The following is a 26,146-nucleotide window of genomic DNA, read 5'->3' as shown; positions in this document are numbered from 1 at the left end:
TCATGTCTCCCTTACATATCCGGCCGATCGCGCGGCGCCGTTTCGTCCAGGGGCTGGCGATCGGCGGCGCGGTCGCCGGTTTCGCCCCGGCGCTTCTCGCGCGATCCGCACCAACCTTGCCCGCTGAGCTGAGCGGGACCGAGTTCGACCTCGAGATCGCCGAGCTGCCGGTCAACTTCACCGGCAAACGCCGTATCGCGACCGCCGTGAACGGCAGCGTGCCCGCGCCGGTCCTGCGCCTGCGCGAAGGCGACACGGTCACGCTGCGCGTACGCAACGGCCTCAAGGAGATGTCGAGCATCCATTGGCACGGCATCATCGTGCCGGCGGAGATGGACGGCGTGCCCGGCATCAGCTTTGCCGGCATCGCGCCGAGCGAGACCTTCACCTATCGCTTCGAGGTCCGCCAGAGCGGAACCTACTGGTATCACGCTCACACGCTCGCCGAGCAGACGGGACTCTATGGAGCGATCATCGTGGAGCCAAAACAGGTGCCGACGGCGCGGGCGCCCGATCGCGACTATTGCATCGTGCTCAGCGACTGGTCGGACGAGCCGCCGCTGCAGATCTTCCTCAATCTCAAGAAGCAGAGCAGCTACTATAATTTTGCGCAGCCGACCGCCGGCGATTTCCTCAAGGATGTCGGCACCATGGGCTTGGGCAAGGCGCTCGAGCGGCGGCGGATGTGGAACAGCTCGCGGATGAACCCGACCGACTACAGCGATGTCTCTGCCGCGACCTACACCTATCTGATGAACGGCGCGCCGCCCGCCGGCAACTGGACCGGTATCGCCGCGCCCGGCGAGCGCGTGCGCCTGCGCTTCGTCGGCGCGGGGACGGCGACGTTCTTCGACGTGCGGATCCCCGGGGTCGAGCTGACGGTCGTATCGACCGACGGGCAGCCGGTCGAGCCGGTCACGGTCGAGGAATTCCGGATCGGCCCGGGCGAGACCTACGACGTCGAGTTCACCATGCCCGAGGGCGGCGCCCGCACCATCTTCGCGCAGGCGATCGATCGGAGCGGCTATGCGCGTGGCACGATCGCACCGGCCCCGGGCATGGCGGCAGCCGTGCCGCCGCTCGATGCCCGGACCTGGCTCGAGCCGGTCGACATGATGGGCGCGATGGCGACGATGGGCGCAATGGGAGGCGACGCGCATGCCGGGCACGGCATGACCGAGATGCCGGCCAGGGCACGGCACGCCCGCACCGAATATGGCGCCAATACCGACATGCGCGTCGACTATCCGCGCACCAATCTCGACGATCCCGGCGCCGGGCTGCGCGGGCGCGGCTGGCGCGTGCTGACGCTGGCCGATCTGCGCACGCCGGGCGGCGATCCCGACCCGCGCGAGCCCGAGCGCGACATCGAGCTGCATCTGACGGGCAATATGGAACGGTTCATCTGGTCGCTCGACGGCATCAAGCTCAACGATTCCAGGCCGCTTCATTTCAAGCCAAACGAGCGGCTGCGCGTCACCTTCGTCAACGACACGATGATGGCGCATCCGATGCATCTGCACGGCATGTGGAGCGATGTCGAAGGCCCGGACGGCGCCTTCCAGGTCCGCAAGCATACGGTCGTGGTCCAGCCCGCCCAGCGGGTGAGCTTCCGCGTCACCGCCGACGCCATGGGCCGATGGGCCTTCCACTGCCATCTGCTCTATCACATGGCGGCCGGCATGTTCCGGGAGGTGGTGGTCGCATGATCCGGATTTTCCCCTCGCGCGGCATCGCTCTTGGCGCTGCCCTCTTCCTGGCGCCGGCGATCACGGCTCCCGCCCTCGCGCAGGATGCCTCGCCCCCGTCGCCCGCCGCCACCCCTGCCCAAACGGCCACTCCCGCTCAGCACACCCCTTCCGCGCAAGGCTCTCAGGACCATGCGGGCATGGACATGCCGGGCATGGATATGACCGACACGAAGGCGTCCGGTAACGGCGCCACGATGGACATGGGCTCGATGCAGGGCGGCCAGGCCCCGCCGGACGCGCGCAACTCGGACGATTATGCCGACGGCTACCGCAACTCGACGCTGCCGGGCTATGAGATGGCCGACAAGCTCTCAATCCCCAAGATACTTGTCGATGAGCTTGAGTTCACCAGCGGCAACGAGGGTCAGGGCGTGGGCTGGACCGTGCTCGTCACCAAGGGTCAGGACAATGACAAGCTCTGGCTGCGCAGCCAGGGGCTCAAGAACTCCCGCGACCAACGTCTCGATCCGGAGAGCAGCGTCGAGGCGCTGTGGTGGCACAGCAAGAACCCGTTCTGGGGCACGCTGCTCGGGGTCAGGCAGGATCTCGGCAAGGGTGCGACCACCTGGCTGGCCGCCGGCGTCGAGGGACTGGCGCCCTATTGGTTCGACGTCCAGCTCACCGGCTATGTAGGAACCGATGGGCGTCTCGCGGCGCGCGCCAAGGCGTCCTATGAGGTCTTGTTCACCAATCGGTTGATCCTTACGCCGCAGGTGGAGACCAATATCTATTCGAAGCGGTCGAGCGATCGGCAGCTCGGCAGCGGCTTCAGCAATGTCGAGCTGAGCGGACGGTTGCGCTACGAGGTGTCGCGCAAGTTCGCGCCCTATATCGGCTTCGTCTGGGAGCGCGCATTTGACGGCACGGCCGATTTCCGTCGCCTGCGCGGGGAAGGGCCTTCCGAACACAGGCTGGTGATCGGCTTGCGCGCCTGGTGGTGATCCGCGGATGGCCACTCGAGGGGTCGACCGCGAACGCGCCGCGTGACAAGACTGGATCGCAAGCCAACGGTCGCTGGCCGGCCTCCTTTTTCGTCTTGTTGCTCGCGGCGGCTGCGGCGTCGGCGGGACAGACGGCCATTCTCGCCTTCCTTCCGGCACTGGTCGACCCGGCTCGTGGCGCGCTATCGTCAAGCGCTCATGATTTTCATGTCGCGAGCCTGACCGCGGTCCATCCCCTGGCAGCCTTGCTGGCGGCGCCGCTCTGGGGCTGGATCGCGGACCGGGTCGACTATCGGGCGATGTTGCGCGCAGCGCTGGTCATCCTCGCCCTGGTGACCGCGCCGATCGGCCTCGTCGGGCTGCCTGAGCTTTATGCATTGCGCCTGGTGGCGGGGATGGCGTCGGCCGCCATCATACCGTTGGGCTTGCTCTGCGCGAGCTTTGCCGCAAACGAGCGCGCGGACCAGGCGCGGCGCTTCACCTGGCTGACCGCCTTCTTGTTTCTGGGCGATCTCGCCGGTCCGCTGGTGGCGGAGGTCTCGGCCGCGATCCTGCCCCGCGCTCCCCTCATGATCCTCGCTTTCGGCATCGGTGCCGTCGGGGCGGCGCTTTGCGCCGTGCGTCTGCCGCGCTGGTGTGCACCTTGCATCGATGGCGGAGACCTGCCCGCGCCGACGCTCGGCGCGACGCTGATCCTGCTTTTCGTCACGATCGTCGCGGGCGGCGGGCTGGCGGCGATGCATGTCAATCTCCTGGTGACGCGGAGCGTCATTTCGCTGAGCCGCGAAGAGATCGCCTGGATGCTCAGTCTCTGCGGATTGGGCATGCTGGCAGCACAGATCTTCCATGCGAGGCTCGATTGGCTGGTGACCATGCCGAGGCGGCTTGCGGGGCTGACGCTCGGCCTGCTGGCTGCGGCGCTCTTCCTGTTCCCTGTCGCCGCGAGCATGGCCGAACTCAGTGGGATCATCGTTGCTGCCGGCTGGAGCTCGGCAACCCTTCGATTGGTCACCAGCTTCTGGATCAGCGGTGCGGCAGCCCCTTCGGGTCTGAAGCTCGGTCTCCAGCATTCCGCCGCCAGCATCGGGCAGGCGCTCGCGCCGCTGGCGATCGCCGTCGTCGCTCCCGGGGCGCAGCACTTAGTCTTGTGGGGGATTGGTGGTCTGTCGCTGGCGCTGCTTGTGTCCTTGCCGCTCGCCTGGAGGCCGCGCGCCATCGTGAAATCTTCAGCGTGATGAGGGGTAGGGGGCATCAATGCGTATAGATCATTAGGAACCCTATCGCATGCTTCCGGGAGCCGTTCATGAAGACCCGTCTTTCTGCCGCCTTGCTGTTCCTCGCCCTGCCCGGCGCAGCGCTTGCGGCGAATGATGTCGTCGTCCACCGGGACCCGGGTTGTGGATGCTGTGAGAAGTGGGCCCAGGCGCTTCGCGCGAAGCTGGGCCGCACGGTCGTCATGCGCGACGATGCGTCGCGCGGGGCGCTTCAGCGGAGGGCCGGCATGCCGGGCACGCTGGCATCCTGCCACAGCGCGATGGTTGATGGCTATCTGATCGAGGGCCATGTCCCGGTCGCCGATATCAAGCGCCTGCTGGCAACCCGTCCCGTAGGCGTCAGAGGCATTGCGGTGGCGGGGATGCCGATCGGCTCGGAGGGCATGGAAGTGGCAGGCGCCGCCCGCCAACCCTATGCGGTGGTGTCGTTCGGCAGTTCGGGCCAGAAGGTCTTCGCGCGGCATTGATCACGCACGCCTCGGCTCTCGCTGGTGATTTCCTGTTTGAATGACTGGGACTTGCTCGCCCCCACCTGTATAGTCATTTGATGCATGCTCCCGCTCGCCCCCATAGCCGCGCATCCGCTCCCCGGACGAAAGCTGCTTCTGTGGGCGAACCCGCGGTCGACGCTGCCGGTGCGGAGAAGCAACCTCGCTATGTGGCGATCAAAGACAGCATTTTCGAGGACATCCGGGAAGGTCGCCTGAAGCCCGGCGACCAGACGCCGTCAGAGGCCGAGCTCGTCGAGACGTTCAAAGTCTCGCGCATGACCGCAAACCGGGCGTTGCGGGAACTGCAATCGGCCGGTGTCGTGGTACGGCGGGCGGGGCGGGGCAGCTTTGTCGCCGAGCCCCGGCCGATCGGGCAGCTGATCGAGATCCGCAACATCGCGGAGGAGGTGCGCGGCAGGGGCCACGCCTATCGCGCGCGCGTCATTTATAATATCGAGATACGGGCTGATGCGGAAAGGGCAGCTCTGCTGGAAGTCGGCTTGGGCACGCGCCTCTTCCATTCGCTTATCGTCCATCACGAGACCGAATTCCCAATTCAGGTCGAGGAGCGCTTTGTACTGGCATCTGCTGCGCCACGCTACGGAGAGAGGGATTTCAGCGCCTCGACGCCGAATGAATATCTGACACGTGTTGCCCCGCTCGAGCGAGTAGAGCACCGGGTGTGCGCGGCGATGCCGGATACAGCCATGCGAACAATGCTGGGCCTCGCTGAAGGAGAACCAGTGCTAATGATGACGCGCAGAACCTGGAGTCGCGGACGTCTCGTATCGCACGCTTGGCTCACGCACCCGGGCAATCGGTTCGAGCTATCGGCGGCTTTTTCTGTTGGGACCTAGCGATCAGCCCGCGCCCAACTTGACGGCCGATTTGCGCCTGCGCCGCAACCATCGCACGTCGGCGCGACTGAAGCTCTTAAACAGCAGGTAGAAGCCCGTCCCCGACAGCCACAAAGTACCGAACGCAACGAAGACGATCAGCGGGTGATTGAAGCTGGTGCGGTTCACATAGTCCATATTGTGGAGCATCCAGAAGAAATCCCAGGTGCGCCATGTGTCGCCGCGCATGACCAGGAATCGGCCGGTGTCGGCGGAGATGTAGGCGCTGCTGTTCTCTGCGTCCGCGAAATCCAGTCGCCACATGGTGCCTTCGTGCTCGCGCGCTTCCACATTCGGTTCGGCGAGCAACGTTGCCTTGCGGATCGGTGCTTCATTCACCATCGTCGCGACGTCGCGCGCGACCTGCTCGTCGACCCGAACCGGGGCGCCGCTCGTCGCGTCGATTAGCCGCGTGCCCGTGGTGGATCGAAGCTCGTAGACGGGGCGTGTGGCAAGGGACCGCAAGGCGATGCCGAGCACGGGACCATCAAGAGCGAGCTTTGCCGGCGCAATATAGTCACCGGCAGGTAGGGCGTGCTGATGGCTGGCCTGCGCACTGTGTCCGCCGACCTTCTCCTGATCGAGCAAGGCCATCATCGAGCCGCTCAGAGCCCAAAGGAGAAACTGCACGCCCAGGATCAGGCCGACCCATTTGTGGATGCGCCGAAAAAAGAGCGGGGTGAACCGGATTTTCTTCATGCCTTCTTCTTCCTGCGCCGCGGGAACGACCAAAGCAGCAGCCAAGCCCCGGCCAGCGCCATGGCAAGGGCACTCCAGGTCGCCACGCGCAGCAGCGGATTGTTGACGTCGGAGCGATCGTCATAGTCCATGATGTGCAGCATCCACGCGAAATCGAACACGCGCCACAGCGCATGGCGGCGCGAGATCAGCTCACCGGTCTGCGGAGAGAGATACAGGGTTGGCCGGTTCCAGGCATCGAATTCGACCTGCCAATAGGGAGGCTTGCGCGCCTGCATTTCCAGTGGCGCCGTCGTCAGCAGCCGGGCTGCGACGATGTCCCCGGTGCCGCTGTAGATGCGCCGAGCGGCGGCGCGGATTTGTGCCTCGCTCAAATCGGGGATGGGCTGTCCCGAACCTGCATCGAAGAGTCTTGGACCACCCGGGGTTTGCGCGCGCCAGACGGGCTGATCCATGAACCGTTGCAGGCGGATCTCGGACGCGTCGGGAGCCGATTGAACAATCCGCGCCGGCGGGACGAAGCTCGCAAGCTCGATGGGGGCGACGACCGGTGGGCGGACCAGATCGTCGCCATGGATGATGTCGATATGGACGGCCACCATATAGAAGCCGGTCAGCGTCCAGAGCAGAACCTGGACGCCGACGATCAGGGCCAGCCACTTGTGCGTCCGGCGGATGACCAAAGGCCAGCGAATTGCCATGTGCTGCCCTTCAGAACGCGGTTCGGAAGCCGGCGTAGAAGCGCCGTCCGAGCAGATCATAGGTCATCGTGTCGGTGTTGGCATCGGTGAAGCTCTGGATATAGGGCGCCTTGCGGTCGAACAGATTATCGGCCCCGATCTGGAAACGTGTCTTCTCGTCGATCGCGAAGGCAAGCTGAAGATTGTGGTAGAAGACGTTCGGCGTGCGGTAGCCGATGTCGCCGGCCGATGCGTTGAAGTCGGTCGCCTTGCCGATCCATTGTGTCGACCAGGTCGCGCTGATGCCGTCCTTTTCCGCCGTCAGCACGCCATAACCACGCCATTTCGGATAGCCGCCATTGCCGCCCCCGATAAACCCGTCGAAATAGATCGGCGCGCCGCCGGGGAAGGGGTTTACGACATATTTGTTGAGATAGGTCATGTTGAGATCCAAGGAGATCTTCACCTCGCCCACCGCACCACTGTACACCAGACCCAGATCGAGACCATTCATCTCCTCGCGGCCGGTGTTGATGGGCTGGGCGGAGAGGTAAGTGACCTCGCCGGTCAGCGCGCTGCGCGTAAAGTCGCTGCAGAACGGGTGCGACAGGTTCTGGCTCGCATAGCAGACTGCGAGCTTGGTCGAGCCGGGAATGGCCCGGATCGCGTCCTTGATCTTGATGTCGAACCAGTCTGCCGTCAGCGACAACCCTGGGATGATGCCGCGCGGCGATATCACCGTACCAACGGTCCAGGTCGTGGAGCTTTCGGGCCGAAGGCTCTGGTTACCGCCCACTGTGGTGAGGATCGTGGTGCCGAGCTGCGTATAGTTGGCCGGCACACCGGACGCCTGACAATTGGCGATCAAGGTCACGTTGCCGCTGGAGGTGTAGCGCGAGCAGGGATCGGTCGTGGTCAGATTGCCTTCCGAGACGCCGCCGAAAAGCTCCGGCACGTTGGGAATGCGAAAGCCCGTCCCATAAGTGCCGCGCAGACGGATGCTGTCATTGACTACCCAGTCGGCACTGAGCTTGTAATTCCAGTCGCTCCCGAAGAGATTATAGTTTGAGTAGCGGACTGCGCCATCGAGCGTGAGCGCCTTGGCGAAAGCTGTGTTGGCAAGCACCGGCACCGATAGCTCGAGATAGGCTTCCTTGGCGGTGCTCGAGCCCGAAATAGGATCCTGCTGATTGACGTTCGCCACGCCGAGCACCGTCAACGGGTCGGGATCGCGCCAGCCTTTTTCGCGCCGATAGACCACGCCGGTGGCGAAGGACACCGCGCCGGCTGGAAGGGAGAAGAGATCGCCGTTGAGGTCAGCCGTGACCGTGCCGAGTTCGTTGCCTCCGCGATCGCGCGAGGTGAACAGAATATAATCCAGAACCTGAGGTGTCAGGTCTCCGAACCCAAGATAGTCACCGCAGGGGATGGCCGCGCCCGCCGTGCTGGAGCATTTGCTCCTGTCGAGCGTGTTCGCGACGCGCTCGAGATTGGCGATGTTGGTCGAGCCGTCGACGGCCGTGTTACGCCCGAAGCTGCCCGCGACTTCCCAGGCCCAGTCGTTCGCCAGCTTGCCGCGCAGCCCGAAGGTGCCTTGCCAGGTATCGGTCTCCTGGAAGAAGTGGCGCGCGCCGGGTTCGGCGAGGCGGCGCTGGGCCAGGACCAGGTTCTGGCCGGTCGGATTGGTCGGATTGCTGGCTGGTATCGAGAGATTGCGCAGCGTGCCGGGTGTCGCGATCTGATTCGACTTGCGGAACGTATAGAGGAACTCGCCGAACGCCTGGATACCGTCGGTCAGCGCATAGTCCGCGAAGAAGGCCGTGCTGACGCGCTCGACTGGGCTGACCGCATTGAGAAACGGGTTCGAGTTGAAGTTGTGCTTGGCGGGACTGTAAGGCTCGTAGAAGTTCCCGTTCCCTCCGGGTACCTGGTTGAAGTTGATCTGTTGGCCGTTGGGCAGCACCGCGCGTCCGCCGATCGTCGAGGCGCTGTTGACGCAGCTCAGCGAGCCCGGCGTCGTTTCAGCGAGCGAGCAGGGCGCACGCGAGGCCATGTTGACGGCGCTGGTCTTCTGGTAGGTGACTGCTGCCATGAACCCGCCACGATCGTTGCGAATGCCCCAAAGTAGGTCCGCGGTGAGATCGGAGCCGTCGCCGCGCTCGGTAATGCCTTGTCGGACGCTGAGACCCAGGCCTTCATAATCGGTGCGCGTGACAAGGTTGACCACGCCGGCCATGGCATCGGCCCCGTAGATAGCGGACGCGCCATCCTTGAGGACATCGGTGCGTGCCAGCGCCACGACCGGGATCATGTTGAGATCGGGTGAGGAATTGGCGCCGGTGCCGCCCGCGACGAGGCGTCGGCCGTTGAGGAGCACGAGTGTGCGCTTGATGCCGAGGCCGCGCAGATTGACCTGAGCAGTGCCATAACCGTTGTTGGTCCAGTAGGCCGATGTCTGGTTGCCCGCGAAGCCGGCATTGGCCGGCAAACGCTGCAAGGCGGTTTCGATATTGACGATGCCGGTATTTTGGATCTGCTCGGCGGTGACCACGGTGGCCGGTCCAACCCCGGCCAGATCCTGCCGACGGATTCGTGAGCCGGTAACGACGATGTCGCTGTCATCCCCCAGGACTTGTGCTTTTGGCTGCGGTGTCGGATCGGCCTGAGCGAGAGCCGGCGCGGCGTAGCCCGCGACGATGGCGGCGCTGCCGAGCAGGGCCATCCTGATGGTCATGTGCAATCCCCCTGACGTTTTAGAACAGCCACAGACAACATCAGTTGTATATACAGGTCAACAGTATTTTTCCTGTTTTTCCAATACCTTATTCTCGTGAAATTTAGATATAGATATAGCTATAATACGCACGCCAGACGTCGAACCCTCATGACTGAAGAGATATTTTTGCGAGCGCTCATTTGCAAAGCTGCTGAGATAGGAGATAGAATATCATATCGTAATACAGCCTCGCACGCTTCGATTTGATGATCGGGACATTTGGCCGGCAAGAATGCGAAGCGGCATGATCACATGTTATTGGTGTCGGCGTGATATACCTAGGTATAGCGCTAGAGATGCTCCGGGAACATTAGTCCTTTGCTGAGCTTGCACGCGCCAGGGAAAGTAATACCGATGCGGACCGCATTTGATCCTCGTTTCCTGGATGTGTCGCGCCTTCTTCCGGATTGAGCCGCAGGTTCGCCTTTTGAGGCAGATGAAACGACTCCTGACGAAACGTCGTGCGACGAGTCCGGCGACCTGAGATCGTCGCGCAGCCACTGGGTCACTTGGCGATGATCCAATCCGGTTCGGCAGTGGCGGCGCAGTCCTCGAACGTCGATCGCATCCGCGGAGCCGACGGGCCGGCTTGTGCATGAGCCGCCCTGATTTTGCCGCTGGGCAGTACGGCAGGTTGCGAAAAATGCTTGCTGTGTCCCGGTCGGCGCGCGGGCGTGCAGCTCGCGCCTCGCACGATCACACGCGCAGCAGTCGCCCCACCGCCCGCATGATCGTCGCCCGGCGCGCCGCGTGCTCGGCAGCGTCGCGTGCAGCTCCGGTCATGCACCAGAGCTGGGTGAGGGCGGCGACAAGCCGGACGACATCCAGGGGCGTGAAGTCGGCGACGATCCGCCCCTCGGCCTGCGCCGCTGCGATCCCGTCCAGCTTCTCCCCGAGAAGGACCTCGCCGGCCGGGAGCATCAGAACATCCTGGCCACGCTCCAAATGATGCCAGGTCAGCAGCCTCCACAGGCGCGGGCGTTCGACCAGCAAGTCATAGGTGCGCCCCGCATAACCCTCAAGATCATTGGGATCGAAGCGATCGGCCTGCGCCGCGTCCATCACTTCCTGCGTCAGCGCGGCATCGAAGAGCGCCTCCTTGTCCCCGAAATAGGTGTAGAGCATCGGCTTGCTGATACCCGCCGCCTGCGCAATCCGGTCGATCCGCGCGCCCGCCAGCCCATGGGACGCGAACTCCTCGGTCGCTGCAGCCAGGAGCGTCTCGCGGCTCTGTGCGGCATTCCGCCGGGTTCGTTGCTTCATCACACCTCCAAGCATTGACGCATTCCAGGTTTCAAGTTACCTACCAGTTGGTAATATATGGAGTAACATATGTCCAATCACTGGTTTCTCACGGGCGCGTCCAGCGGTATCGGCCGCCATCTGGCCGAACTGATCCTGGCCGCTGGCGACGACCTTACCGCGACGGCCCGCAAGCCCGAAGGCCTCGATGATCTCGCGGCGAAATATCCGAGCCAGCTGCGCGTCGAAGCGCTCGACGTCACGGTCAAGGACGATATTGCTGCGGTCGTGGCCCGGGCGCAGGCGCGTCGACCCGTCGATATTCTGGTCAACAACGCCGGCGGCGGCGTGATCGGCGCCACCGAAGAGATGTCGGACGCCGAGGTCGAAGGCCAGATCGCGCTCAATCTCATGGCGCCCATCCACATCACCCGCGCCTTTGTCCCCGCCATGCGGCTGCGCGGGAGCGGCCGGATCATCCAGATCTCCAGCGCTAGTGGTCAGGGCTCGCTTCCGACGAGCAGTCTCTATCATGTGGCCAAATGAGGCCTGGAGGGCTTCAGCGAATGCCTCCGCCAGGAGCTTGAACCCTTCAACCTGTTCGTGACACTGATCGAGCCGGGCGGGGCGCGCACCAGCTTCAGCCACAATCTGCAATTCGCCAGCGAGATCGCCGCGTATCGCGATACGCCCGCCGGCCATATCCGCAAGATGTTCGAGACCGCCGGAAACGAGCTCTACACGCTCGACCCGCAAAAGATCGCGCAAGCGATCGTTGATGTCGCAACCAGCGACCATCCGCCGCTGCGCGTGACTCTGGGGGGTGACGCTTTCGGCGTTGTCCAGGCGGCGCTGCAATCGCGGCTCGCCTTTCTGCAGTCCCAGGAAGCGCTCGCGCGCTCGGTCGCTTTCGACAGTTGAGCTTTTCCGTCTTCCAGCTTTCGTCTCCGCGCGGTGCGACGCGCCTCACCGGGGCCCGGCAACCCTGTCGTCAGCGCCGTTATCCGATACTTAGGTATAGTCATCCGACACGATTGCAGAGGCGCCACACGGGCAATCGCTTGGTACCATCGCAAGAGAGGAAAACCCTCGCGGTCGCCAATCAAGGGTGCGCAGACCTTCGCAGTCGCGTGCCCTTGATGTGGCAGCGCGCCGCCCAGCCACGCGCGTCATGAACGGGAGCGGCCTTCTGCGAAACCCAACGCTCCGCCGCATTTTCTATAAGCTCTCGCTCGAATTGCTGCGCGCCGCCTTCTTCTTCCTGCGATTGGGCTTGAAGAATGACGAGTGTTTGTGCGCGCGTCTCAATAGGCGAGGCACACGGCTTCCGGTCGCCGCCGCCGTTCTTTGTCACAATGGCAAACGGCTACGGCCGGCGACCCTGATCGATCCGGCGTGCGAGCACGTCGGCAAGGATGACTTCGTGTGGATCAAAATGTCCCAGCCCAGCGAAACAGAACTTGCCGACATCGCCGGGAATTACGGCCTTCATCCGCTTGCCATGGAAGGTGCCGACAACGGCCACCAGATTTCGAAGCTCGACGATCACATGCTCAGGGTTGAGAGCGCCATCACCGGCATCCGCGACATCCTGATCTCGGTGTTCGAGGCGAGTCACCTGCTCGAACAGCAGCGCCAAGGTGCGATCACCCGTTAGCTTGCCGCCCGGGCTGCGATCCTCGCGGTGCCTACCGCGATTGCCGGAATCTACGGCATGAATTTCGAGAATATGCCCGAACTGAAGACGCAATGGGGATATTTCGTCATCCTCGGCGTCATCGCTGCGGTCTGCATTGGGCTCTACATCCGGTTCAAACGTAGCCACTGGCTTTGACGGCGCAGATCGGCTTTCCACATCGCGTCGGGCTGAGGCTGCCGGGGGCCGGCCGCCATAACTCAATGCTTTCGCAGAACCTCGGCGCGGTGCCGGTCCAACGCATCGAGCAAAGCCCTGCCGATCAAAGGCTTTGCGAGAACGTGATCGAAGCCCGCCTCGGCGGCCCGCCAGGCCAGCAGCGTGTCGTGAAAGCCTGAGATCATGATGGCGCGTCCCGACCATCCGATCTCGCGAAGGTGACGCAGCATCGCGAATCCGTCGATGTCGGGCATGCGATAGTCGAGGATGACGCAGTCTGCCTCCTTAGCGCGGGGGTCGGCCAACAGCGCGTGGCCGGTCGTATATCCCCACACGGCATAGCCGCGCGATCTCAGCAGCAGCTGGAGGCCACGCCGCACGCCGGGATCGTCGTCGGAGACGAGGATGGTGTATCTGCCATCATGCTGAGTGGAACGGACCGATGGCATTGCGAGAAGCGGACACCCGTGTGACGATTGCACCATCGATCGCATATCGCGCCTCGTCCCGTCGCTACGTAGAGGTCGCAGTCACTTCGGCTTGCGGCCCATGCCCGCGGCAAAGGCGATCCGCAGGGCTTCGGACAAATTGCGGACCTCGAGCTTGGCCATCAGGCTCGCGCGATGGACCTCGACCGTTCGCGATGAACAGCCCAGGTCATAGGCGATCGTCTTATTGGGCAGGCCGTTCGCCAGCCCTTCCAGCACTTCACGCTCCCGGGGCGTCAGTGCAGCGACCCGCACGCCGGCTTCAGAGGTTTCCAGAGTGCGAAAGTCGACATCGTCGAGACGCGCGAACGCGCGGCTGACGGCGCCGAGCAGGGCGGCTTTCTCGAAGGGCTTCTCGAGAAAGTCGACCGCGCCGCCTTTCATGGCCTGCACCGCAACCGACACGTCGCCATGGCCGGTCAGGACGATGACCGGCATATTGACCCCGCGTGCTGCCATGGCGGCCTGAACCTCGAGACCGTCCATCTCGGGCATGCGCACGTCGAGGATGACGCAGCCGACGGCCGCCGACTTCGCCTCCTTGAGAAACTCCACGCCCGAGGCATAGGTCACGACGTCGTAGCCCGCGGTCTTGAGCGCAAAGCTCGTCGCCTTGCGGATGCTCTCCTCGTCGTCGACCAGATGGATGACGCGTCTATCCCCCATGTTCCTCCTCCGCCCGCGCATGGATCAAGGTAAAATGAAAGCGCGCGCCGCCGCGGACGGGGCGCTCCATCCAGATACGGCCCCCATGCGCTTCGATGATGGTCCGGCAGATCGAAAGGCCGAGGCCCATGCCGTCGGCCTTTGTCGACTTGAACGCCGTGAAGAGCTGCTCCCGGACCTCGTCGGCGATGCCGGGGCCGGTATCCGCCACGGTCACCTCGATCAGCCCGTCAGGGCGCAACCTGGTCGCCACCTTGAGGTCGCGAACCGGACACTCCGCCATCGCCTCGATGGCATTGCGCATCAGGTTGACCAGCACCTGCTGGAGCTGCACCCTGTCGACGAGGACCGGCGTCGCGGCGGGATCGACTGCAAAGAAGCTGCGGATGCCGCGCTCGCGGGCGTCGACCAGCGCGAGCTGGCTCGCCTCGGCGATGACCCGCGGCAGCTCGTGGAGGCTCTTGTCGACCTCGCCGCGGGCGACGAAATCGCGCAGGCGCCGGACGATGTGGCCGGCCCGCAGCGTTTCCTGTGCCGCATCATCCATCACCGACCGTAGCGACACGAAGGGTTCGTCGTCCCGCTCGTCGAGCATGTCGCGGATCGTCTCGAGATAGAGCGCGACCGCGGCAAGCGGCTGGTTGAGCTCATGCGCGAGGGTCGAGGCCATCGTGCCCATCGCGCTCAGCCGGGAGACATGGACCAGCTCTGCCTGCAGTTCCTTGAGCCTGAGCTCATCCTGCTCCTTGGCGGTGAGATCCCGGATGAAGCCGGTGAACAACCGCTGCCCGTCTTCACCGGCCTCGCCAACCGACAGCTGCATCGGGAAGGTCGAGCCGTCGCGGCGCTGGCCGACCACGACGCGGCCGAGGCCGATGATCCGGCGCTCGCCGGTCTGGAGATAATGCGCGATATATTCGTCGTGCCGGTCGCGATCGGGCTGGGGCATCAGGCAGGAGACGTTGCGGCCGACGAGCTCGGTTTCCGAATAGCCGAACAGGCGTTGGGCGGCCGCGCTGAACGACGTGATGGCGCCGGTCTCGTCGATGATGATCATCGCATCGGGGACGGTCGCCAGGATCGACTGGAGATGCTGCTCGCGGGTCTCGATTGACGCCCGGACCGCCGCCTCGTCGGTGACATCGCGACTGATGCAGGCAAAGCCTCGATGTGCGTCGCCTTCGAACAGGGCGCTGATCGTCAGGCGCGCGAGATATTCCGCGCCGTTCTCGCAGACCCGCCACGCTTCGCGCTCCAGCGTGCCTTCGTGAAGGGCGGCCGCCAGGTCTGCGCACGGGCGGCCGGCCGCAATCTCGTCGGGCGGGTAGAACAGGTCATGGGGCTGTCCCAGGACGCGATCGAGGGGCCAGCATTCGGCACGCTCGCCTTCTTCATTATAGCTCAGCACGATCCCGGCAGGATCGAGCAGCGTCAGGACGTGGCCGCCAGCCTGTCGCAGGAACAGCGGCGCAAGCCGCGCTACGTCGCTGGCAATCTCGTCCGGCCCGCGCCTCGTGTCGACCATCGTCCCGGCTCACGGGCCTGGCCGGGCGCACGGATCCGGGCGTAGCCCGACCGTGCCACTCAGCGCCGCGCGAGTATGGCCTTCATCTCGTCGATTTCCTGCCGCTGCGAGCGCTTGATCGCTTCGCAAAGCCGGATGACTTCCGGATCGCTGAGCTTTGCTTCCTGGCACATCAGGATCGCCCCGGAATGATGCGGGATCATCGAGCGCAGAAAGGCCGTGTCGCCGATCGTGGTCTGGGTGCGGATGAGCGCAAAGCTGCCGAAGAAGGCGACCAGCGACGCGGCGATCAGCGCGATGTTGGCGGCTTTCGACGCGAACATGTGCCGCATGGCGACGATCATCAGCACCACCATCGGCGCGACCATCATCAGCGTCATGTAGAGCATGTTGAGGTTGTTGTAGAAGCTGTCGAGCCCGTCGATCATGACGAACATCACCAGATACATGATGACGCCGCTGATGACGGTCTGAACGGCAAGGCTCCAATAGGCGCCCATCTTCCGGGTGTTCATGTGGGACGAATGGTCCATGGCGTATCTCCTTCGCTCGGCGCCGGCCGACCTTGGTATGAGTGTAACGCCCCGCTCTCCTGTTCGCCCCCGCCATCAGCCGTCCTGATGCTAAAACCAGAAGCGAACGCCGGCGACGAAGCTGGTCGCATGGACGTCCTCGCCGGCAAGCCTCGACAGCCGCGCCGTGTCGCCGGCTTTGCGCAGATAAGAGACGCCGATATAGGGTGCGAACTGGCGGCTGAACTCATAGCGCAGGCGCGCGCCGAGCTCTATGTTGACCAGCCCCGAACCGATGTCGTTCTCCGGAATATCCTGCGCGGCGAAATTGACCTCGGCGCGCGGCTGCAAGATCAGGCGCTGGGTAATGCGCTGGTCGTAATAGCCCTCGACCCGGCCCAGAACATCGCCCTTGGTCGAGAGGAACAGCGCGCCTTCGACTTCGAACATGCCGGGAGCCAGGCCCTCGACGCCGACCGTCGCGTAAGTGCGGTCGGGCCCGCGGCCGAAGTCCTGGCGGATACCGCCCTGAAGATTGAAATAGGGGTCGATGGCCCGGCTATAGAGCACCTGCACCTCCGCGCTGTCGATGCCGCGGCCGAACTCGCCTTCGCCCTCGCTCTTGAGCCAGAGCCGGTTGATATCGCCGCCGTAAAAGCCTTCGCCATCCCAGCGATAGCCATCGCGACCGCTATGCGCTTGATACTCGAACAGGTTGAGCAGCACCTGCCCGAAATTGTTGCCGCCGCTGTCCTTCATCATGATGTCGCGTGAGCGCGCCATCTCGGCGCCGGGAAAATCACGATCGGCGAAGTGGTCGCTGGGGGGAGGCGGCGGGGGCGCATTGCCGGCCGGAAGCGCCGTGCCGGTCATTTGCATGCCGGGCATGGCGGTCTGGCCATGCTGCGAATGGTCCATCCCGGGCATGTCCGGCATCGCGCCGTCCTGATGCTGGGAGTGGTCCATGCCCGGCATGTCCGGCATCGCGGGAGACGCGGGTTGCGGCTGACCGGCCGCATCTCCCTGCGGCGCAGGACTGGCCTGGTGCTGCGAATGGTCCATCGCCGAGGTGGCGTCTGGCGCTGGTGTCTGAGCGCGCGGCCTGGCGGCGGCCTTGTCCTTCTTCTTCTCCTGCGCCGGCGGCACCTCGCCCGGCGGCGCCATGCCGGGCATGCCGTGCATTGAATGATCCTGGGCAAAGGCGGGCGCGGCAGCGAAAAGGGCGATCGCGCTCACCAGCGGCGTGAGGATGCGGGTCATTACGCGTCTCCCTTCGGACGGACGCTCACGACCCGCATCATCCCGGCATGCATGTGGTAGAGGAGATGACAGTGGAAGGCCCAGTCGCCGACCGCGTCGGCGGTGAAGTCCCAGGTCACCTTGCCGCCGGGCTGGACGATTACCGTATGCTTGCGTGGCGCATGATCGCCATGCCCCGTCACCAGCTCGAAAAAATGCCCGTGAATATGGATCGGATGCCCCATCATCGTGTCGTTGATGAGATTGACGCGCACCCGCTCGCCTTCGATGAAGGGGATCGGCTCGTGATGGTCCGACATTTTTTCGCCGTCGAACGACCACATGAACCGCTCCATGTTGCCGGTGAGGTGAATGTCGATGCTGCGGCTCGGCGCGCGCACGTCCGGATTGCGATCGAGCGCCATCAGGTCCCTGTAGACAAGCACCTTGTGGCCGACGTCGGCGAGGCCCTGGCCGGGCTCGCCGGTGCGGTCGACGGGCATCGGCGAGATGGTCTGGACGCTCGGGTCGCGCTTCACCTGCGGCGCGTTCGAGAAGTCTCGCATCTTCATCGACCCCATCGCGTGCCCGCCATGGTCCATGCCCGCCATCTGGCCATCGGCGCCCATCGCGCCGTGGTCCATCCCGCTCATCGCGGAATGATCCATCCCCGAATGATCCATGCCTGCCATGGCGCTATTGTCCATGGTCGCCATCGCTGCCGCCGCGCCGGTCGCGAGGCGCGCGGACGCGTTCTTCTCGGCCGTCGGATCGACGCCCCGCATAGCGCCGCCCGACATGTCCATGCCTTCCATGCCCGGCATCGAGGACATGTCCATGCCCATGTCCTTCATGTCGGCGAGCGGCCGTTTGCGTAAGGGGGGAACCTCGCCGGCCATGCCGGCGCGCGGCGCGAGCGTGGCACGCGCCATGCCCGAGCGGTCGATCGCCTCGCCGACAAGGGTGTAGGCCTTGTCATCGCCTGGGCTGACAACGACGTCGTAGGTCTCGGCAACACCAACCTGGAACTCGTCGACGGTGACCGGCACCACATTCTGCCCGTCGGCCTGGACGATGGTCAGCGGCAGGCCGGGGATGCGGACGTTGAAGGTGGTCATCGCCGACGCATTGATGACCCGCAGCCGCACCCGTTCGCCCGGGGTGAAGAGCGCGGTCCAGTTGTCCATCGGACCATGGCCGTTGACGAGATAGGTGTAGGTGGATCCGGTCACATCGGAGATGTCGGCCGGGTCCATCCGCATCTGGCCCCAGTCGAGCCGGTCCTTGAGCGGCTGATCCTTGCCCGACAGGAGCCCGGCCAGGGTCTGGCGCTGGAAATTGAAATGGCCGGGGTTGACCTTGAGGCGCCGGAAGATCGCCTGCGGCGAGAGCGCGCTGTGATCGGCGAGCACGATGACATGCTCGCGGTCATAGGCGACCGGATCGGCACCGGCGGGATCGATGATGATCGGGCCGTAATGGCCTTCCTGTTCCTGCAGGCCTGAATGGCTGTGGTACCAGTAGGTGCCGCTTTGCACGACGGAGAACTGGTAGAGGTAGTTCGAGCCCGGCTTGATGCCCGGAAAAGACACGCCCGGCACACCGTCCATATTGGCCGGCAGGATCAGCCCGTGCCAGTGGATCGAGCTGTCCTCCTCCAGCTGATTGATGACGTTGAGCCGCACGCGCTGGCCCTCGCGCAGCCGGATCAGCGGGGCGGGGACCGTGCCGTTGAGGCCGATTGCCCGGAACTTGCGCCCGTCGATGGTCATCGACTGCCGGGCGATGGTGAGCGTAATGTCTTCGCCCGACACGGTCGGCAGCGTCGGTCGCATCCCCGGCGAGATCGTCTGCGCCCAGGCCGGCAGCCAGGCTGACAATGCTGCGCCGCCGCCGGCGAGGGCCGCGCCGCGGAGGAACTGGCGGCGGTCGAGAGCAGAAATCATTCGGTTGTCTCAGCTTTAAGAAAGAGGGCGTACCTATTGGGAATACGCAGCATGGCCTCATCCCCCTCAAACTTTCTTTAATATTTCCGAAAGGCGTGCCCTAGCTCGATAGAGGCGCGTTTCGACCGCCTTCTGGCTGATCCCGAGAATTTCGGCGGTTTCAGCTTCCGATTTCTCGTCGATCGTACGCAAAATAAGCGTGTCCTTGAGGGAAGACGGCAGGGCAGCAATCGCTTTCATTGCTTGCGCGAGCTGCTGTTCGGCCCCGATCGCCTGATCGGGCAGCGGTGCGTCGTCGGCGACGCCGTCCGCCTCGCCGAGCGGTAGGGCTAGGGCAAAGAAATTTCGAACCGCTCGCCGACGCCGCCAGTCATGGCATTTGTTGATGACAATCCGGGACATCCAGACCTGGAAGGGTCGGGTTACGTCATAGCGGTTGAGTGCGGCAAAGGCCGCGACGAAGCTCGCCTGGGTGACATCCAATGCCTCATCCATAGATCCGACATGGCTGCGCACGAGCCGGTGAACCCAACCTTGATGCCGGCGGACCAGCTCGCCATAGGCCGCTTGCCGGCCTCCAAGCGCCAGAGCCGCGAGCTCCCCGTCCGAGCAGTCGGGGAGGCACGCGGTCATTCGGATTTGGCCGTCAGCGCTTTCACCACGGCGTCGTCGAATTTGTCCGTCTGATCCGGGCGCAGCACGGCCCGCATCGCGAAGATATGCTCAAGTGTTTCTTTCTGCAGCGCGCCCATGGCCTGGTGCGAGCGATCCACCGCAGTTGCGACTTGCGGGCCATAGCCATGCTCCGCTTCGATCGCTTCCGCGAGACGCGCATTGTCGGCGCGCAATTCGGCCTCCAGCGCTTGACGCCGGATCGCGTAGTTCTTCTCGATTGTCTCGAGTCGGCTGTGTTGCGCTGAATTCAGCTTCAGATCGCGATGGAGCAGCTCGTGCAGCTCATTTTCGACCGGGCGCACTGGAACCACATAGACGCGGCCAATGACAACGCCAGCGATCGCCGCGGCGAAGGTCACCAGGACGAGGAGCAGGAGCCGGCGGCGGTCGCGCATCACTGCGAGCTCAGCAGCGTCGAGGGCGCAAGCGCGAGCCGATCATCGAAGGGCGATAGCGGTTTGGCATCAGCAGACCGTGTCGGAACTGCCGAGCCGGCAATTCCGATGAACAGCGCGGTTGCGGCCGCGATGCCGAACGTCATAGCGCCAAGGCTTGGTATGGCCCGGATGCGCGCTATTTCCGCCATGACCCGGCTTTCCAGGCCGCCGAGCCTGGGATCGAGAGGCGCATCGCGCAACCGCGAGAGCAGGTGGTCAAGTTCATCCATGGTGCTTCTCCGTCTTCATCCTTCAATACGCACGATGGTCCAGGAACCCTTGCTGTAGATTGAAAAGAATAATTGCGAGGGGTGGGGGCTCGGGCTGCGTATTGTCTCATGGGATCTACAGGAGAATGTTCCAATGCGTTTCTTTTCGCCTCTCGCAGTTATCGCCGCCGTCGGCCTGAGTGTTTCTGCTCCGGCCTACGCGCATCCCAAGCTTGTGTCCTCGACGCCCGCCGCGAACGCCAGCGTCTCGGCGCCTTCGCGTATCACGCTCACCTTCAGTGAAGGTCTGATGCCGAAGCTGTCGGGCGCCGAGATCGTGATGACCGGCATGCCCGGCATGCCCAACCACCGCATGGCGGTAACCGGCTTCAAGACGTCCGTCGAAGGCGACAAGACGCTCGTGCTGACGCTCGCCAAGCCGCTCATGGCGGGCAGCTATCAGGTCGCCTGGCACGTCGTCTCGACCGACACGCACCGCATCCAGGGCAATCTCGCCTTTACCGTCAAGTGACGCCATGAACGACGTGGCACTCGTCGCCGTCCGCTGGGCGCTCTACGTCGATCTCGGCCTGTTGTTCGGCCTGCCGCTGTTCGCGCTCTATGCGCCCGGCGGCGGCCGGATGGTACAGCGGCATCTGCCGATGGTAGCAATGGTGGCCGGTCTCGCCTGTCTCGCCCTCCTGCTGTCGGCGCTGGGGTTCGCGTTGCAGGCAGCGGCCATGACCGGGCTGCCGCTCACCCAGCCTGATCTTTCCATGGTCGCAGAGCTGTTCAACGGCACGTCCATGGGAACGGCGCTGAAGGCGCGCCTCGTCGCGCTCCTCGTTCTTCTGCTCTCCATCCCCTTCTATCGCCGGCAATCCCGTCCTGCCTTCATCGCCTCCACTCTGGCAGGCGCGGTCGCACTCGCGACCCTCGCCTGGAGCGGGCATGGCGCGGCCGGCGAAGGCGAGGCGGGCTGGCTGCAACTGGGGGCCGATCTCATCCATCTGCTCGCCGCGGGCGCCTGGGTCGGCGCGCTTGCCGCATTCCTTGCGCTGGTTCTTACCAGGCTCGCAACCGATGATCTCGCCACTGAAGACATGGACCGGGTCATGCTCGCCGAGGAAGCGCTGCGGGGCTTCTCCCTCGTCGGCACGATCATCGTCGCCCTGCTGATCCTGACCGGGACGGTGAACGGCTGGTTCCTGGTCGGCCCGGGCAACATCGCGTCTCTCGGGCAGTCGACCTACGGCCTGCTGCTCATCGCCAAGCTGCTGCTCTTCGCCGGCATGCTGGGCCTGGCCGCGCTCAACCGTTATCGCCTGACCCCGGCACTTGCGCAGGCGATCGAGGAAGAGGACGCGCCACGGGCGCAGGCGCTGCTGCGCGCGAGCCTCGTCGTCGAAGGCGGTCTTGCGATCGTCATTCTCGGGCTGGTCGCCTGGCTGGGGACACTGTCGCCACCCATGTCGATGTAGTTTATCGTTTCGAACGCCTCGCGTTGGGAGAAGCCAATGCAATCGTACACCCCGCCGCGCGGGACTGGATCGACGAAAGACTATGATCGCGCGATCCGCCTGTGGGCGCGGGAGAAGCGGTGGCGTGCCGCCATGCTTGCCATGCTGCGCCCGGATTGGCGCCTGGTAATCGCCGATTATGGCCGCCAGCACGGGTCTCATGCGGCTCGCCTTCCGCCTGACCGTGCAGCGGGCTCGATGGCATCGACGATACCCAGCCCAATGCCGACGGCGTGCTCCCCGGCCTGATGGCGGCCAAGCGAACGGGCCCGCCGATTTGGCCACTTAGGCGATTACGTATTGACCCTGACACGGTGTCAGCCCCTAGATCGTCAGGCGTCGAAAGGAGCGAGGCGATGAACGAGACACATGGAGCGGCGCATGGCGGCGGTTGCTGCGGCGGCCACGGCACCGCTAAAGCGGCGACCGGCGTCAAGGACCCGGTCTGCGGCATGACCGTCGACCCGGCGACCACGGCGCATCACGCCGAGCATAGCGGTGAAAGCTATCATTTCTGCAGCGCGGGCTGCCGGACCAAATTCATCGCCGATCCCGAGCGCTATCTCGGCCCGCCGACGCCGCCGGTCGCGGCGCCCGAAGGCACGATCTGGACCTGCCCGATGCATCCCGAGATCCGCCAGGACCATCCCGGGTCCTGTCCGATCTGCGGCATGGCGCTCGAACCCGCGACCGTGACCGCCGACAGCGGCCCCAGCCACGAGCTAGTCGATTTCACGCGGCGCTTCTGGGTCGGCCTCGTGCTGGCTCTCCCGGTGCTGATCCTCGAGATGGGCGCGCATGTCTTTCCCGCGATCCATCGCCTCGTGCCGATGTCTATCTCGGTATGGATCCAGTTCGTGCTGGCGACACCCGTCGTGCTGTGGGCGGGCTGGCCGTTCTTCGAGCGTGGCTGGGCCTCGCTCAAGACCCGCAACTTCAACATGTTCACCCTGATCGCGATGGGGACCGGGGTCGCCTGGATCTACAGCGTCATCGCGACGCTCGCGCCTCAGCTGTTCCCGCCGGCCTTCCGCGGCGAGGACGGCATGGTTGCCGTCTATTTCGAGGCGGCCGCGGTGATCACCGTCCTCGTGCTGCTCGGCCAGATGCTCGAACTGCGCGCGCGGGAACGCACCTCGGGCGCGATCAAGGCGCTGCTCAACCTTGCACCAAAGACCGCGCGCCGGATCGGTTCTGATGGGAACGAAGAGGAAATCAGCCTTGATCTGGTTGCGGTGGGCGACCGCCTGCGGGTGCGGCCGGGCGAGAAGGTGCCGGTCGACGGCGTAGTCGAGGACGGCCGCTCCTCGCTCGACGAGTCGATGGTCACCGGCGAATCCATGCCCGTCACCAAGGCAAAGGCCGACACAGTGATCGGCGGCACGCTCAACCAGACCGGTGCGCTGGTGATCGTCGCCGACAAGGTCGGCCGCGATACCATGCTCGCACGCATCGTCCAGATGGTCGCTGAGGCGCAGCGCTCGCGCGCGCCGATCCAGCGCATGGCCGATCAGGTGTCGGGCTGGTTTGTGCCCGTGGTCATCGCGGTCGCGGCCGTCGCGTTCATCGCCTGGGGCATCTGGGGTCCCGAGCCGCGCTTCGCCTATGGGCTGGTGGCGGCGGTCGCCGTGCTGATCATCGCCTGTCCCTGCGCACTGGGGCTGGCAACGCCGATGTCGATCATGGTCGGGGTCGGCCGCGGCGCCGGGCTCGGTGTCCTCATCAAAAATGCCGAAGCACTCGAGCATATGGAGAAGGTCGACACTCTCGTCGTCGACAAGACAGGTACGCTGACCGAAGGCCGGCCTGCCGTCACCCAGGTCGTGCCGGCGCCCGGCTTCGACGAAGCCGAGCTGCTGCGTCTTGCCGCCTCGGTCGAGCGGGCGTCCGAGCATCCGCTCGCGTTGGCAATCGTCGAGGCCGCGAAGGATCGCGGCATCGTCACGAGCGACGTCATCGACTTCGACTCGCCGACCGGGCGCGGTGCGCTCGGCACGGTCGAAGGGCGGCGCATCGTCCTCGGCAATGCGCAGTTCCTTGCCGACAAAGGGGTTGCGACCGATGCGCTCGCCAGCCAGGCCGACGCGCTGCGCCGGGATGGCGCCACCGCGATCTTCATCGGGGTCGACGGCACAGTCGGCGGCGCCTTCGCGATCGCCGATCCGGTGAAGGCCACGACACCAGAAGCGCTCGCCGCGCTCAAGGCGGAGGGCATTCGCGTGGTCATGCTGACCGGCGACAACCGCACGACCGCGGAAGCGGTCGCCCGACGCCTGGGCATCGACGAGGTCGAAGCCGAGGTGCTGCCCGATCAGAAGAGCGCCGTGGTCGCCAGGTTCAAGCGCGAGGGGCGGGTCGTCGCCATGGCCGGCGACGGTGTCAACGACGCCCCCGCGTTGGCCGCCGCCGACGTCGGCATCGCCATGGGTTCCGGCACCGACGTCGCGATCGAGAGCGCTGGCGTCACGCTGCTCAAGGGCGACCTGACTGGCATCGTCCGGGCGCGGCGGCTCAGCCAAGCGACCATGTCGAACATCCGCCAGAATCTCGTCTTCGCCTTCATCTACAATGTCGCGGGCGTGCCCGTAGCGGCAGGTGCGCTCTATCCGCTGTTCGGTATTCTGCTCTCGCCCATTATCGCGGCGGCGGCGATGGCGCTCTCTTCGGTGAGCGTGGTCACCAACGCGCTGCGCCTCAACCGGAAAGCACTGTGAACATCGGCGAGACGTCACGGCAGAGCGGCGTCTCTGAGCGGATGATCCGCCATTATGAAAAGATCGGCCTCATCCCGGCGCCGGCGCGTCGGGGTGCTGGCTATCGTGACTATGGCGAGCGCGACCTCCATCGCCTCCGGTTTATCGCCAATGCCCGCGATCTCGGCTTCCCGATCGAGGAGATCCGCACGTTGCTCAGCCTTTGGGCCAATACCGGCCGTGCCAGCGCGGAGGTGAAGCGGCTTGCCCTTGCCCGCGCCGATGAGTTTCAGCGCAAAGCCGAGGCGTTGACGGCGCTGCGCGACACGCTAATCGACCTGGCCGAGCGCTGCCAAGGCGACGAGCGGCCGGATTGTCCGATCATCGCCGAACTGGCCGCGGCCCGATCCGCATAGCATCCGGCATCGCACGGCCGAGAATTTTAGGGGTGCCCGTTTTCGGTCGATTCGTGCAGGTCGACGGCGAAAGCGATCCGCAACAGGTCGGGCAGGCTTTGCGCGTTGAGTTTGATCATCAGACTGGCCCGATGCAGCTCGACCGTGTGCGACGTGACGCCGAGTTCATCTGCGATAAGGCTATTTGGATAGCCTCGCGAAATTCCTCTCAGAACGGCCCGTTCGCGCTGCGTCAGTCTCGCGGCTTTCGAAAGAGCGTCGGCCTGTTCGGAGGCACGACGGGCTATACTCTCAAGCCAGCTGAAGCCGCGGTCGATCGCGCCGAGCAATGCGGCCTTCTCGACCGGTTTGGCGAGAAAGTCGGCAGCGCCCGCCTTCATCGCCTGTACGGCGAGCGTAGGATCGCCATTGCCCGTCAGCACCACGACGGGCATGTCGATACCGCGTCGCGTCAGCTCCGCCTGAACCTGCAGGCCGTCCATGTCGGGCATGTGCATGTCGAGAACCACGCAGCCTTTCTCGGCGTCCTCTGCGCTCAACAGAAACTCCGGCCCCGAAGCGTAGGCTTCTACGGCAAACCCTGCGGTCCGCAACGTGAAACTTAGTGCTTTTCGTATTGTCTCTTCGTCATCGACGATATGCACGACGCGCTTGTTCCCCATAGCCCCCGAGATCGATCAATACGCAGTGCCGCGAGGGCAGCGCTTCAAGGGATACTTCTCTGCACGTTGGACTATGGTCCCAGGTCAAGAGTAAAAATTTGGCGAGGCAAAACGGCGAAGGACAGCGAAACTGTGAGGGTTCGGCTACTCCGCTCACACCAATGCCGCGGTCGCTGCGGCTCATTGCCGGGTCTCTGCTCCGGACGATGCATGCGAGTTGCCCGCGCCGCCCTCGGCGCGATCGAGCCATCGCTACGCTTCCATCACATCGTCGACCGGCAGCGGGTTACTGGCGCCCGGCGGGCGAGGGGGGCGGGTTAGCCCTTGACGGCTGCGCGATCGGACGCCCAGGATAGCAGGGTGGCGCGCTTTACTTCGGGCTCAAGCTTCAGGTGCCCAGCAACGTCGAGGGGATCGATGAACGAGCGTGTGTGCGACACGACATATCCTCCTTCCCTGCCGCGATTTTCTCCGAAAGGGAGATCTCAGGAGATTGGTTCGGACTCGTTTAGGGTCAATGGATGAGGACGCGCACAGCGTTTGCCGGGCGTTC

25 protein-coding genes and 1 pseudogene are annotated in these 26,146 nt (G+C 64.6%); 12 read left to right on the top strand and 14 right to left on the bottom strand.

Annotated features, from left to right (window positions below):
- The first annotated feature begins 2 nt into the window (after window positions 1-2).
- The 5 genes from VHN57_RS24700 (at window position 3) to hutC (ending at window position 5,314) form a co-directional block, all read left to right on the top strand.
- Window positions 3-1,709, top strand: a complete 1,707-nt coding sequence (locus VHN57_RS24700; protein WP_125988672.1) for a copper resistance system multicopper oxidase — start codon at window positions 3-5, stop codon at window positions 1,707-1,709.
- Window positions 1,706-2,692 (top strand): copper resistance protein B, encoded by a 987-nt coding sequence (locus VHN57_RS24695; RefSeq protein WP_015449262.1) that lies wholly within the window; start codon window positions 1,706-1,708, stop codon window positions 2,690-2,692. Before VHN57_RS24700 ends, VHN57_RS24695 begins: the two co-directional genes overlap by 4 nt.
- The gene (locus tag VHN57_RS24690; protein ID WP_423286189.1) at window positions 2,686-3,927 is read left to right on the top strand and encodes an MFS transporter; all 1,242 of its coding nucleotides are present in this window, start codon (window positions 2,686-2,688) and stop codon (window positions 3,925-3,927) included. The genes VHN57_RS24695 and VHN57_RS24690 overlap by 7 nt, the downstream gene beginning before the upstream one ends.
- Window positions 3,928-3,995: 68 nt before the next feature.
- Window positions 3,996-4,433 carry a DUF411 domain-containing protein gene (locus VHN57_RS24685; RefSeq protein WP_004213035.1) on the top strand — a complete coding sequence of 146 codons (438 nt, stop codon included), beginning with the start codon at window positions 3,996-3,998 and terminating at the stop codon, window positions 4,431-4,433.
- 191 nt (window positions 4,434-4,624) lie between these two features.
- Window positions 4,625-5,314 carry a histidine utilization repressor gene (gene hutC / locus VHN57_RS24680; RefSeq protein WP_230588639.1) on the top strand — a complete coding sequence of 230 codons (690 nt, stop codon included), beginning with the start codon at window positions 4,625-4,627 and terminating at the stop codon, window positions 5,312-5,314.
- Window positions 5,315-5,317: 3 nt separating this feature from the next.
- Here hutC and VHN57_RS24675 read toward each other — a convergent pair whose 3' ends face one another.
- From VHN57_RS24675 to VHN57_RS24660, 4 genes are all read right to left on the bottom strand, one after another.
- The gene (locus VHN57_RS24675; RefSeq protein ID WP_004213137.1) at window positions 5,318-6,052 is read right to left on the bottom strand and encodes a PepSY domain-containing protein; all 735 of its coding nucleotides are present in this window, start codon (window positions 6,050-6,052) and stop codon (window positions 5,318-5,320) included.
- The gene (locus VHN57_RS24670; RefSeq protein ID WP_048938663.1) at window positions 6,049-6,753 is read right to left on the bottom strand and encodes a PepSY domain-containing protein; all 705 of its coding nucleotides are present in this window, start codon (window positions 6,751-6,753) and stop codon (window positions 6,049-6,051) included. Before VHN57_RS24670 ends, VHN57_RS24675 begins: the two co-directional genes overlap by 4 nt.
- A gap of 10 nt (window positions 6,754-6,763) precedes the next feature.
- On the bottom strand, window positions 6,764-9,466 hold the full coding sequence (locus tag VHN57_RS24665) for a TonB-dependent receptor domain-containing protein (RefSeq protein ID WP_004213139.1): 2,703 nt from the start codon (window positions 9,464-9,466) through the stop codon (window positions 6,764-6,766).
- A 738-nt stretch (window positions 9,467-10,204) separates the two neighbouring features.
- Window positions 10,205-10,771 carry a TetR family transcriptional regulator gene (locus VHN57_RS24660; protein WP_015449258.1) on the bottom strand — a complete coding sequence of 189 codons (567 nt, stop codon included), beginning with the start codon at window positions 10,769-10,771 and terminating at the stop codon, window positions 10,205-10,207.
- A gap of 69 nt (window positions 10,772-10,840) precedes the next feature.
- Between VHN57_RS24660 and VHN57_RS24655 the strand changes: the two genes are divergently transcribed.
- The 3 genes and pseudogenes from VHN57_RS24655 to VHN57_RS24645 all read left to right on the top strand — a co-directional run.
- Window positions 10,841-11,296: an SDR family NAD(P)-dependent oxidoreductase gene (locus VHN57_RS24655; RefSeq protein WP_423286180.1), complete on the top strand. Its 456-nt coding sequence runs from the start codon at window positions 10,841-10,843 to the stop codon at window positions 11,294-11,296.
- A 57-nt stretch (window positions 11,297-11,353) separates the two neighbouring features.
- Entirely contained in the window at window positions 11,354-11,671 is a 318-nt protein-coding gene (locus VHN57_RS24650; protein ID WP_234792544.1) for a Rossmann-fold NAD(P)-binding domain-containing protein, read from the top strand.
- Window positions 11,672-12,281: 610 nt separating this feature from the next.
- Window positions 12,282-12,584: pseudogene (locus tag VHN57_RS24645) on the top strand (CorA family divalent cation transporter); the annotation flags it as partial.
- Window positions 12,585-12,646: 62 nt separating this feature from the next.
- Here VHN57_RS24645 and VHN57_RS24640 read toward each other — a convergent pair.
- The 9 genes from VHN57_RS24640 to VHN57_RS24600 all read right to left on the bottom strand — a co-directional run bounded on the left by VHN57_RS24640 (window position 12,647) and on the right by VHN57_RS24600 (window position 20,323).
- Window positions 12,647-13,054, bottom strand: a complete 408-nt coding sequence (locus VHN57_RS24640; protein WP_007683354.1) for a response regulator — start codon at window positions 13,052-13,054, stop codon at window positions 12,647-12,649.
- An 81-nt stretch (window positions 13,055-13,135) separates the two neighbouring features.
- Window positions 13,136-13,759 carry a response regulator transcription factor gene (locus tag VHN57_RS24635; RefSeq protein WP_069339021.1) on the bottom strand — a complete coding sequence of 208 codons (624 nt, stop codon included), beginning with the start codon at window positions 13,757-13,759 and terminating at the stop codon, window positions 13,136-13,138.
- Window positions 13,749-15,284, bottom strand: a complete 1,536-nt coding sequence (locus VHN57_RS24630) for a PAS domain-containing sensor histidine kinase (RefSeq protein WP_423286176.1) — start codon at window positions 15,282-15,284, stop codon at window positions 13,749-13,751. The genes VHN57_RS24635 and VHN57_RS24630 overlap by 11 nt, the downstream gene beginning before the upstream one ends.
- 59 nt (window positions 15,285-15,343) lie before the next feature.
- Window positions 15,344-15,817 carry a DUF305 domain-containing protein gene (locus VHN57_RS24625; protein WP_004212732.1) on the bottom strand — a complete coding sequence of 158 codons (474 nt, stop codon included), beginning with the start codon at window positions 15,815-15,817 and terminating at the stop codon, window positions 15,344-15,346.
- A gap of 90 nt (window positions 15,818-15,907) precedes the next feature.
- On the bottom strand, window positions 15,908-17,056 hold the full coding sequence (locus VHN57_RS24620; RefSeq protein ID WP_020820521.1) for a copper resistance protein B: 1,149 nt from the start codon (window positions 17,054-17,056) through the stop codon (window positions 15,908-15,910).
- Window positions 17,056-18,981, bottom strand: coding sequence for a copper resistance system multicopper oxidase (locus VHN57_RS24615; protein ID WP_007683365.1), 1,926 nt, complete (start codon window positions 18,979-18,981; stop codon window positions 17,056-17,058). The genes VHN57_RS24620 and VHN57_RS24615 overlap by 1 nt, the downstream gene beginning before the upstream one ends.
- Window positions 18,982-19,047: 66 nt before the next feature.
- Window positions 19,048-19,614, bottom strand: a complete 567-nt coding sequence (locus VHN57_RS24610; protein ID WP_007683367.1) for an RNA polymerase sigma factor — start codon at window positions 19,612-19,614, stop codon at window positions 19,048-19,050.
- Window positions 19,611-20,051, bottom strand: a complete 441-nt coding sequence (locus VHN57_RS24605; protein WP_007683368.1) for a periplasmic heavy metal sensor — start codon at window positions 20,049-20,051, stop codon at window positions 19,611-19,613. The genes VHN57_RS24610 and VHN57_RS24605 overlap by 4 nt, the downstream gene beginning before the upstream one ends.
- Window positions 20,051-20,323, bottom strand: a complete 273-nt coding sequence (locus tag VHN57_RS24600) for a hypothetical protein (RefSeq protein ID WP_423286172.1) — start codon at window positions 20,321-20,323, stop codon at window positions 20,051-20,053. Before VHN57_RS24600 ends, VHN57_RS24605 begins: the two co-directional genes overlap by 1 nt.
- A 133-nt stretch (window positions 20,324-20,456) precedes the next feature.
- On the opposite strand from VHN57_RS24600, the gene copC reads away from it, so the two are divergent.
- From copC to cueR, 4 genes are all read left to right on the top strand, one after another.
- Window positions 20,457-20,834, top strand: coding sequence for a copper homeostasis periplasmic binding protein CopC (gene copC / locus VHN57_RS24595; protein WP_007683372.1), 378 nt, complete (start codon window positions 20,457-20,459; stop codon window positions 20,832-20,834).
- Between the two features lie 4 nt (window positions 20,835-20,838).
- Window positions 20,839-21,783: a copper homeostasis membrane protein CopD gene (copD, locus tag VHN57_RS24590; protein ID WP_020820523.1), complete on the top strand. Its 945-nt coding sequence runs from the start codon at window positions 20,839-20,841 to the stop codon at window positions 21,781-21,783.
- Between the two features lie 395 nt (window positions 21,784-22,178).
- Window positions 22,179-24,536: a heavy metal translocating P-type ATPase gene (locus VHN57_RS24585; protein ID WP_125988685.1), complete on the top strand. Its 2,358-nt coding sequence runs from the start codon at window positions 22,179-22,181 to the stop codon at window positions 24,534-24,536.
- Complete coding sequence (gene cueR / locus VHN57_RS24580) at window positions 24,533-24,931, top strand: Cu(I)-responsive transcriptional regulator (RefSeq protein WP_004212744.1); 399 nt, start codon at window positions 24,533-24,535, stop codon at window positions 24,929-24,931. Before VHN57_RS24585 ends, cueR begins: the two co-directional genes overlap by 4 nt.
- A gap of 26 nt (window positions 24,932-24,957) precedes the next feature.
- Here the strand turns inward: cueR and VHN57_RS24575 are convergent, their stop codons facing one another.
- Window positions 24,958-25,593 (bottom strand): response regulator transcription factor, encoded by a 636-nt coding sequence (locus VHN57_RS24575; protein ID WP_004212746.1) that lies wholly within the window; start codon window positions 25,591-25,593, stop codon window positions 24,958-24,960.
- Window positions 25,594-26,146 lie beyond the last annotated feature (553 nt).

It is taken from the genome of Sphingobium salicis subsp. salicis (genome assembly GCF_049472635.1).
GTDB lineage: Bacteria > Pseudomonadota > Alphaproteobacteria > Sphingomonadales > Sphingomonadaceae > Sphingobium > Sphingobium yanoikuyae_A.
This window is presented reverse-complemented; position numbering and strand designations above follow the sequence as displayed.